This is a genomic window from Bradyrhizobium sp. MI1.7 (assembly GCF_055811795.1).
In genome coordinates, this window is the sequence record NZ_JBVVPO010000020.1 from 75,839 (window position 1) to 82,706 (window position 6,868).

The 6,868-nt window shown below is 65.9% G+C and carries 6 protein-coding genes; 2 read left to right on the forward strand and 4 right to left on the reverse strand.

Translation table 11 applies throughout. The features are described 5' to 3' along the window. Nucleotides 1-55: 55 nt before the first annotated feature. Together glcF and AC0L3X_RS19880 are read right to left on the reverse strand one after the other, a co-directional pair. Nucleotides 56-1,378 carry a glycolate oxidase subunit GlcF gene (glcF, locus tag AC0L3X_RS19875; protein WP_473316704.1) on the reverse strand — a complete coding sequence of 441 codons (1,323 nt, stop codon included), beginning with the start codon at nucleotides 1,376-1,378 and terminating at the stop codon, nucleotides 56-58. Next, nucleotides 1,375-2,613, reverse strand: coding sequence for an FAD-binding protein (locus AC0L3X_RS19880; RefSeq protein WP_063985635.1), 1,239 nt, complete (start codon nucleotides 2,611-2,613; stop codon nucleotides 1,375-1,377). The genes glcF and AC0L3X_RS19880 overlap by 4 nt, the downstream gene beginning before the upstream one ends. A gap of 221 nt (nucleotides 2,614-2,834) precedes the next feature. Here AC0L3X_RS19880 and AC0L3X_RS19885 point away from each other — a divergent pair, with 221 nt between their 5' ends. Next, nucleotides 2,835-3,320, forward strand: a complete 486-nt coding sequence (locus AC0L3X_RS19885; RefSeq protein WP_155794877.1) for a putative quinol monooxygenase — start codon at nucleotides 2,835-2,837, stop codon at nucleotides 3,318-3,320. A 45-nt stretch (nucleotides 3,321-3,365) separates the two neighbouring features. On the opposite strand, the gene AC0L3X_RS19890 is transcribed toward AC0L3X_RS19885, so the two are convergent. Then, nucleotides 3,366-4,529: an acyltransferase family protein gene (locus AC0L3X_RS19890; RefSeq protein ID WP_063985636.1), complete on the reverse strand. Its 1,164-nt coding sequence runs from the start codon at nucleotides 4,527-4,529 to the stop codon at nucleotides 3,366-3,368. A gap of 26 nt (nucleotides 4,530-4,555) precedes the next feature. Beyond that, complete coding sequence (locus AC0L3X_RS19895; RefSeq protein WP_063985637.1) at nucleotides 4,556-6,049, reverse strand: FAD-linked oxidase C-terminal domain-containing protein; 1,494 nt, start codon at nucleotides 6,047-6,049, stop codon at nucleotides 4,556-4,558. 264 nt (nucleotides 6,050-6,313) lie between these two features. Here AC0L3X_RS19895 and cycA point away from each other — a divergent pair, with 264 nt between their 5' ends. After that, the gene (cycA, locus tag AC0L3X_RS19900; protein WP_063985638.1) at nucleotides 6,314-6,709 is read left to right on the forward strand and encodes a cytochrome c-550 CycA; all 396 of its coding nucleotides are present in this window, start codon (nucleotides 6,314-6,316) and stop codon (nucleotides 6,707-6,709) included. The last annotated feature ends 159 nt before the right edge of the window (nucleotides 6,710-6,868 follow it).

A 6,868-nucleotide genomic window follows, 5' to 3' on the forward strand; every position in this document is an offset into this window, starting at 1 on the left:
TTGCCGCCGAACAATGGTCGATCGGGCGTCTTCAGCCGTCACCTCCGGACGAAGGCTAGCTCGAGGCATTCAATGCCGGCCGCGACCCGCCCGTAGCCCAATCGAGAAGCTCAATCGTGTGTACGACCGGAACTGACGTGCCACTGGCAATCTGCACCATGCAGCCGATATTGCCCGCGGCAATCATGTCCGGCTTGACGCTTGCGATGTTGGCGACCTTGCGGTCGCGCAACCGGCCCGCAAGCTCGGGCTGGAGAATGTTGTAGGTCCCCGCCGAGCCGCAACACAAATGGCTCTCCGGCACATCTTTCACCACGAATCCATTCTTGGAAAGCAATTCTTTCGGAAGGCCCGTGATTTTCTGGCCGTGCTGCAACGAACACGCGGAGTGATAGGCGACGACGATGTTGTCCTGTCGCGTAGTGGTCACGAGCTCGAGGCCGGCGACGAATTCGGTGATGTCCTTGGCGAGCGTGGACACCTGCGCCGCATCGGCGGCAAACGCCGTGTCCTCGCGCAGGAGATAGCCGTAGTCCTTGATCACCGTGCCGCAGCCGGAGGCCGTCACCAGGATGGCGTCGAGCCCCTCGCCGGCCGCTTCCTTTCGCCACGCCGCGACGTTGGCGCGGGCCCGCGCCAACGCATCCTGGTCGTTGCCCAGATGATGGGTCAGCGCGCCGCAGCACTGCTCGTCCCGGACCAGGACAACCTCAATGCCGTGGCGGGTGAGGAGGCTGATGGCGGCCTGGTTGATGCGCGGCGCCAGCACCTGCTGGGCACAGCCCTGCAGCAGCGCGACCCGGCCGCGCTTCTTGCCGAGTGCCGCGAATACGCTGCCGGGGAGCGGGCCCGGCGACGGCAGACGGTTCGGCGCCAGCGCCAGCATCGCCTTGAGGCGCTGGATCAGGCCGGGCGGCGCCGACGGCCGCGGCGTCGGCAGGAATACGGCAAGCGGACGGGCGAGCCGCGCCAGCCACATGCTGGTGCGGAAGAGCTGCGGATTCGGCAGGACAAAGGCCAGCACCTGGCGCAACAGCCGCTCGGTCAGCGGCCGCTGGTAGCGCTGCTCGATCCTGACCCGGGCCTGGTCGACGAGATGCATGTAGTTCACCCCTGAGGGACAGGTCGTCATGCAGGACAGACACGACAGGCAGCGGTCGACATGCTTGACCACCTCGGCCGTCGGGGTCTGGTCCTTCTCCAGCATCTCCTTGATCAGGTAGATGCGGCCGCGCGGGCTATCGAGCTCGTCGCCGAGCAGCACATAGGTCGGACAGGTTGCAGTGCAGAAGCCGCAATGGACGCAGGCGCGCAGGATCTTGTCGGCTTCCGCGATGTCGGGGTCGGCGAGCTGCGCCAGTGAGAATTCGGTCTTCATGCCGCAGCGCCCCGCGTCAGCCGCCCCCGGTTGAGAATGGTTTTCGGATCGAAACTGGCGCGGACCCGATCGCTCAGCGCGGCGACGCCGGGCGCCTGCGGATGGAATACGTCCACACCGCGCCTGACGTCCTCGGCCGCCCGGATCAACGTGGCGTGCCCGCCGACCGCATCCGCGCGCTGGCGCACGGCCGGGGCATGCGCGTCGGCCTTCGGCGGCAGCGCGGCCCAGATCAGGCCGCCGCCCCAATCGTAGATGATGTCGCCGCCGGTCTCGCGCGCCAGCTGGGTCCCGAGCGCCGCGCCGGAAGCCGGCGGACAGACGATCCGCCACACCGGCCAGGCCCCAACTGCACCGCCGGCCGCGAACGGCAGGACGTCGCGGATCGTGGCCCACAATGCGGCGGAGGCCACATCCTCGACCAGCGTCGCGGTTCCGAACGGCGCCAGCAATTCGCGCAGCGAGCCGGCGCGGTGCGCGGCGGACGCCGTGATGCCCTCGAGCCGCAGCACGGTCAGCGCTTCGCCCTGGCTGGCGATGTCGCCAAGCCCGTCGGTCTTCGCCCGGAACGCCGATTTCGGCAGATGCGCGGCAGCAGAGACGTCGAAGGGCGAGCCGAGCGCCGCGGTCATCGCCTTGTTGGCGGCGGCATCGTCGAGCCCGCGCAGCAGCAGCGTCCGCTCCGCTTCGGGCTTCGGCATCACCTTGAGCGTGACCTCGGTCATCACCGACAGCGTGCCCCAGGACCCCGCCAGCAGCTTGCAGAGGTCGTAGCCGGTGACGTTCTTCACCACCTTGCCGCCGGTCTTGAAGCTGTCGCCGAAACCGGAGACGGCGTGCGCCCCGAGCAGGTGATCGCGCGCCCCGCCCGCCTTGATCCGCCGCGGACCGGCGAGGCCGGCCGCGATCATGCCGCCGATGGTGCCCAACGCGGGCGTGCCGAGCAGCGGCGCCGTATTCATCGGCTCGAAGGCGAATTGCTGGTTCTTGGCATCGATCAGCGACAGCACGTCGGCCAGCGGGGCGCCGGCCTGGAGCGTGACGATCAGCTCGTTGGGTTCGTAGGAGGTGACGGCATTCAGCGCGGAGAGGTCGAGCACGGCGTTGGTCGCCATCGTGTGGCCAATGCTGCGCTTGCTGCCATGACCGATGATCTCGAGCGGCTGCTCGTTGGCAATCGCCGCGCGCACCACCTCTTCGACGTCTTTGGCGTCTCTGACCCTGAGCGTATCCACGGGAAAAGGCGGTAGCGAAATTCGCCGCCAAAATCAAATGCGGCGTGACGCTGGCGATCAGCGCCGGTGCAGTCGGGGATCCTGCACGGGCGACCACGACGCCTCGATCATGATCGAAGCGTTCACGACATCGACACTTCGACCAGCGGCGAACCAAAGCCGGCAGGCCCTCGCTACAAGCTTGCGCCGATCGCGATCGAGGCCAACCGATGGAGACAAGCATGCGATCGACACATCAGCGGCTGGTGCCGCGCGTCCACGAAGCGTTCAGCCGCAGGTCGGTGATCCGGGCCTTCGGAGCCGTCCTGGCGATCTATCTCTCGCCATGGGCGGCGGCGTCATCTCAAGCCCAGCAGCAAGGAGCAAGGACCATGAACCACTATGCCACGCAGAAATCCCTCAGCGACGCCGTCGACGGCGGCGGCCTGCTCGTCGTCGCGCAATGGGAGGCCAAGCCCGGTGAGGCCGACAAGGTCGCCGCGATCCTCGACCGCTTCCTGCCGGAGGCGCAGCGCGAGGACGGCGTCAAGCTGTTCCTGATCTCGCGCGCCAGGGACAATCCGGCCCAGTTCCTGTTCTACGAGCTGTTCCGCGACGAGGCGGCTTTCAAGGCGCATCAGGAGAGCGCACATTTCAAGACCTGGATCGCCGGCGAAGCCCTGCCGCTGCTGGCGAAGCGGGAACGGGCTCAATACGCACTCATGTAAGCACCAGCTCGTACGCCGCGGTTCGATCCGGACCGCGGCATACGACTATATGATCGCGCGCAGCGGCGATCTGCGCAGGATCAGTGCCGAGACGGCCAAGCTGCCGATCGCGGCCAACATGGTCAGCAGGAGCGCCTTCGTGAGTGCGAAGAGCGGCAGTGCGTGCAGAAGCAGGGCAAAGCCGACCAGGATCGGCGGATGGATCAGGTAGACGCCGAAGGCGTTGTCCGAGAGCCATTTGGCGACCGGCCCTTGCTCGTCGAAATAGCGGCGGTAGACGGCCAGCATCAAGAGACCCATGCCGACGCAGACCAGCGCCTCCCACAGGCACTTCCCGGCACTGACGACGTTGAAGCCGCCTGCATAGAGCGCGGTGTCCCCCTGCAGGCCTCCCCCGAACAGCACGAGCGCTGCAAACAGCGGCACAGAGAGCGACAGCGCGAGCAGTCCCCAGCGGATACAGGAGCGCTCGGCAAGCCCAAGCATCCAATTGCCGCGAGAGCCGACGGCGCCGGCCGCGAACATGAGAGCGTATTGCGGGAGATCGCCGGGGTGAACGTTGAGCACGGAGGTATCGGCGTGGATGGCGATGCGAACGCCGAAGGTGAGTGCCGCCATGGCCGCAACGAACAGAACAATCCCCGTGCCGCACAGCGCAACCTTGGGCTCCCGCCATCCGGTCTGGCGGATCAGGCCATAGAGGAGCGAGACCAACAGCAGCACCGCGCAAAACCACATCGGTCCCGTCTCGGAAAGCCATTCGCCGTCCATCAGATGGGTCAGCCATTGATGGCCGAAACCGCCCTTGCCCCAAGTCCATGACAGAAAATACTGCGTCAGTGGGCCGATCATCAACATGTAGAGCAAAGTCGGCAAGCCGAGCCTGATCAGCCGATCACGTGCAAATTTCGAAAGTCCTTTCCGATCGAAGGCGCCGACAGCGAAATAGCCGGCGATGAAGAATAGCGCGGCCATGAAGAAGGCCTGGAGGAAGCTCTGATAGATGCCGAAGAAGAGGGCCGTGCCGAAGCCGGTCTCCCGCCGGTCGACATAGTACCAATTGCCGAACGGACTGTACGTGTCGGCTGCGTGCATGCTCAGCACGAGAATGATCATCGACCAGCGGATGTTGTCGATAAACAACAGGCGCGACTTCGCCAGCGGCCTGCCCGGCGCTTCTTTCGTCACACTGATCCGAACGTCCGCCATGTCGCCGCCATGCCGGGTATCGACCGTCAGAACCGCGGAATGTCCGGAAACGCCACCTTCCCGGCGTGCACATGCATGCGGCCGAGCTCGGCGCAGCGATGCAAGGTCGGAAACACCTTTCCGGGATTGAGCAGGCCCTGCGCGTCAAAAGCGCATTTCAGGCGCTGCTGCTGGTTGAGGTCGATCTCGGTGAACATCTCCGGCATCAGGTCGCGCTTCTCGATGCCGACGCCGTGCTCGCCGGTGAGCACGCCGCCGAACTCGACGCAGGCGCGCAGGATGTCGGCGCCGAAGGCCTCGGCGCGCTCGATCTCGCCGGGCTTGTTGGCATCGTAGAGGATCAGCGGATGCAGATTGCCGTCGCCGGCGTGGAACACGTTGGCGCAGCCGAGCTGGTACTTTTCCGACAGTTCGCGGATGCGGGCGAGCGCCTTCGGCAGCGCGCCGCGCGGGATCGTGCCGTCCATGCAGAGATAATCGGGCGAGATGCGGCCAACGGCCGGAAACGCCGCTTTGCGGCCGGCCCAGAACAAATTGCGCTCGGCCTCGGAGGTCGAGATCTGGCAGGTGGTCGAGCCGCAAGCATTCGCAATGGTCTCGACGCGCGTGATCAGCTCGTCGACCTCGATCTTGGGACCGTCGAGCTCGATGATGAGCAGCGCTTCGACGTCGAGCGGATAGCCGGCATGAACGAAGGCCTCGGCGGCGTGGATCGCCGGCTTGTCCATCATCTCCATGCCGCCGGGAATGATGCCGGCGCCGATGATGCGCGCCACGCATTCGCCGGCCGCCTCAACCTGCGCGAAGCCGACCATCAGCGCCCGCGCCGTCTCCGGCTTTTGCAGGATGCGCACCGTGATCTCGGTGATGACCCCGAGCAGACCTTCCGAGCCGGTGATGACGCCCATCAGGTCGTAGCCGGTGTTCTCCGCCGACTTGCCGCCGATGCGCAGGATCTCGCCGCTCATCAGGACAATCTCGCAACCGAGCACGTTGTTGGTGGTCATGCCGTATTTCAGGCAGTGCACGCCGCCGGAATTCTCCGCGACATTGCCGCCGATCGAGCAGGCGATCTGCGAGGACGGATCGGGGGCGTAGTAGAAGCCGGCATGCGCGACCGCCTGGCTGATGGCGAGATTGGTGACGCCGGGCTCGGTGACGACGACGCGGTTGTCGAAATCGATCTCGCGGATCCGCTTGAACTTGCCGAGCCCGAGCAGCACGCCGTCTTCCAGCGGCAGCGCGCCCCCGGACAGCGAAGTGCCGGAGCCGCGCGGAACCACCTTGATCCCCTGCCCGGCACAATATTTCAGGACGAGCGAGACCTGCTCGGTGGTGTCGGGCAGCACCACGACCATCGGCGGTTGCCGATAGGCCGTCAGCCCGTCGGATTCGTAGGCCCGCATCTCGGAGGCGCTGTCGATCACGCCCTCGCCGGGCACGATTGCGCGCAATGCAGCCACGATCTCAGCGCGGCGCGCCAGCACGGTCTGGTCGCTCGCGGGCATCATGATGGCCATAACATATCCTTCCGACTCGTAGCCCACGATCAAATTATCGCGGCAAATCAACCACGTCCGCGCCTGTTTGGGTAGGCCATCCGAAAGTCGGAGCGGCCATCTTCGGCGAGTTCGCTCTGGGACAAGTAGGACAGCATGAAACCTGTCATGGTTTCGCGGCTTGTCCAAGCCGGGCGGGCCTGCCAAAACCGGCGGGTCCGTCGTTTGCCGACCAGGCAAGACCGACCAGCCTAGACCCACCAGGGAAGAGACGAAGAGCACCCGATGACAAAACTGACTTTTGGCGCACTGATGATCCTCACCGTGACTGCCACCGCACCCGCCGCGATGGCGCAGGATGTTGCGGCCGGCAAATCGTCGTTCAACAAATGCCTGGCCTGCCACGCCATCGGCGAAGGCGCCAAGAACAAGGTCGGCCCCGAGCTCAACGGCCTCAACGGCCGCAAGTCAGGCACCGCGCCGGACTACAATTATTCGGATGCGAACAAGAATTCCGGCATCACCTGGGACGAAGCCACGTTCAAGGAATACATCAAGGACCCCAAGGCCAAGATCCCCGGCACCAAGATGGCGTTCGCCGGCATCAAGAATGAGAACGAGATCAACAATCTCTGGTCCTTCGTCGCGCAGTTCGACAAGGACGGGAAAATCAAGCAGTAAGCGCGTGAACGGCGGCCGCGCGCGGGGGGGGGGGGGGGGGGGGAGGAAAAAAAAAAAACCCCCCCCCCCCCCCCCCCCGCCCGCCCCGGCGCAGGGGGCGGGGGGGGGGGCCGGGGGGACGCCGGGGGGGCGGCCCCGGGGCGGGTGGGCGGGCGCGGG

Bases quoted from the DNA above. Each gene is read 5' to 3' on its own strand.
- cycA (WP_063985638.1), top strand. From the start codon at position 6,314: ATGACAAAACTGACTTTTGGCGCACTGATGATCCTCACCGTGACTGCC.
- AC0L3X_RS19885 (WP_155794877.1), top strand. From the start codon at position 2,835: ATGCGATCGACACATCAGCGGCTGGTGCCGCGCGTCCACGAAGCGTTC.
- glcF (WP_473316704.1), bottom strand. From the start codon at position 1,378: ATGAAGACCGAATTCTCACTGGCGCAGCTCGCCGACCCCGACATCGCG.
- AC0L3X_RS19890 (WP_063985636.1), bottom strand. From the start codon at position 4,529: ATGGCGGACGTTCGGATCAGTGTGACGAAAGAAGCGCCGGGCAGGCCG.
- AC0L3X_RS19895 (WP_063985637.1), bottom strand. From the start codon at position 6,049: ATGGCCATCATGATGCCCGCGAGCGACCAGACCGTGCTGGCGCGCCGC.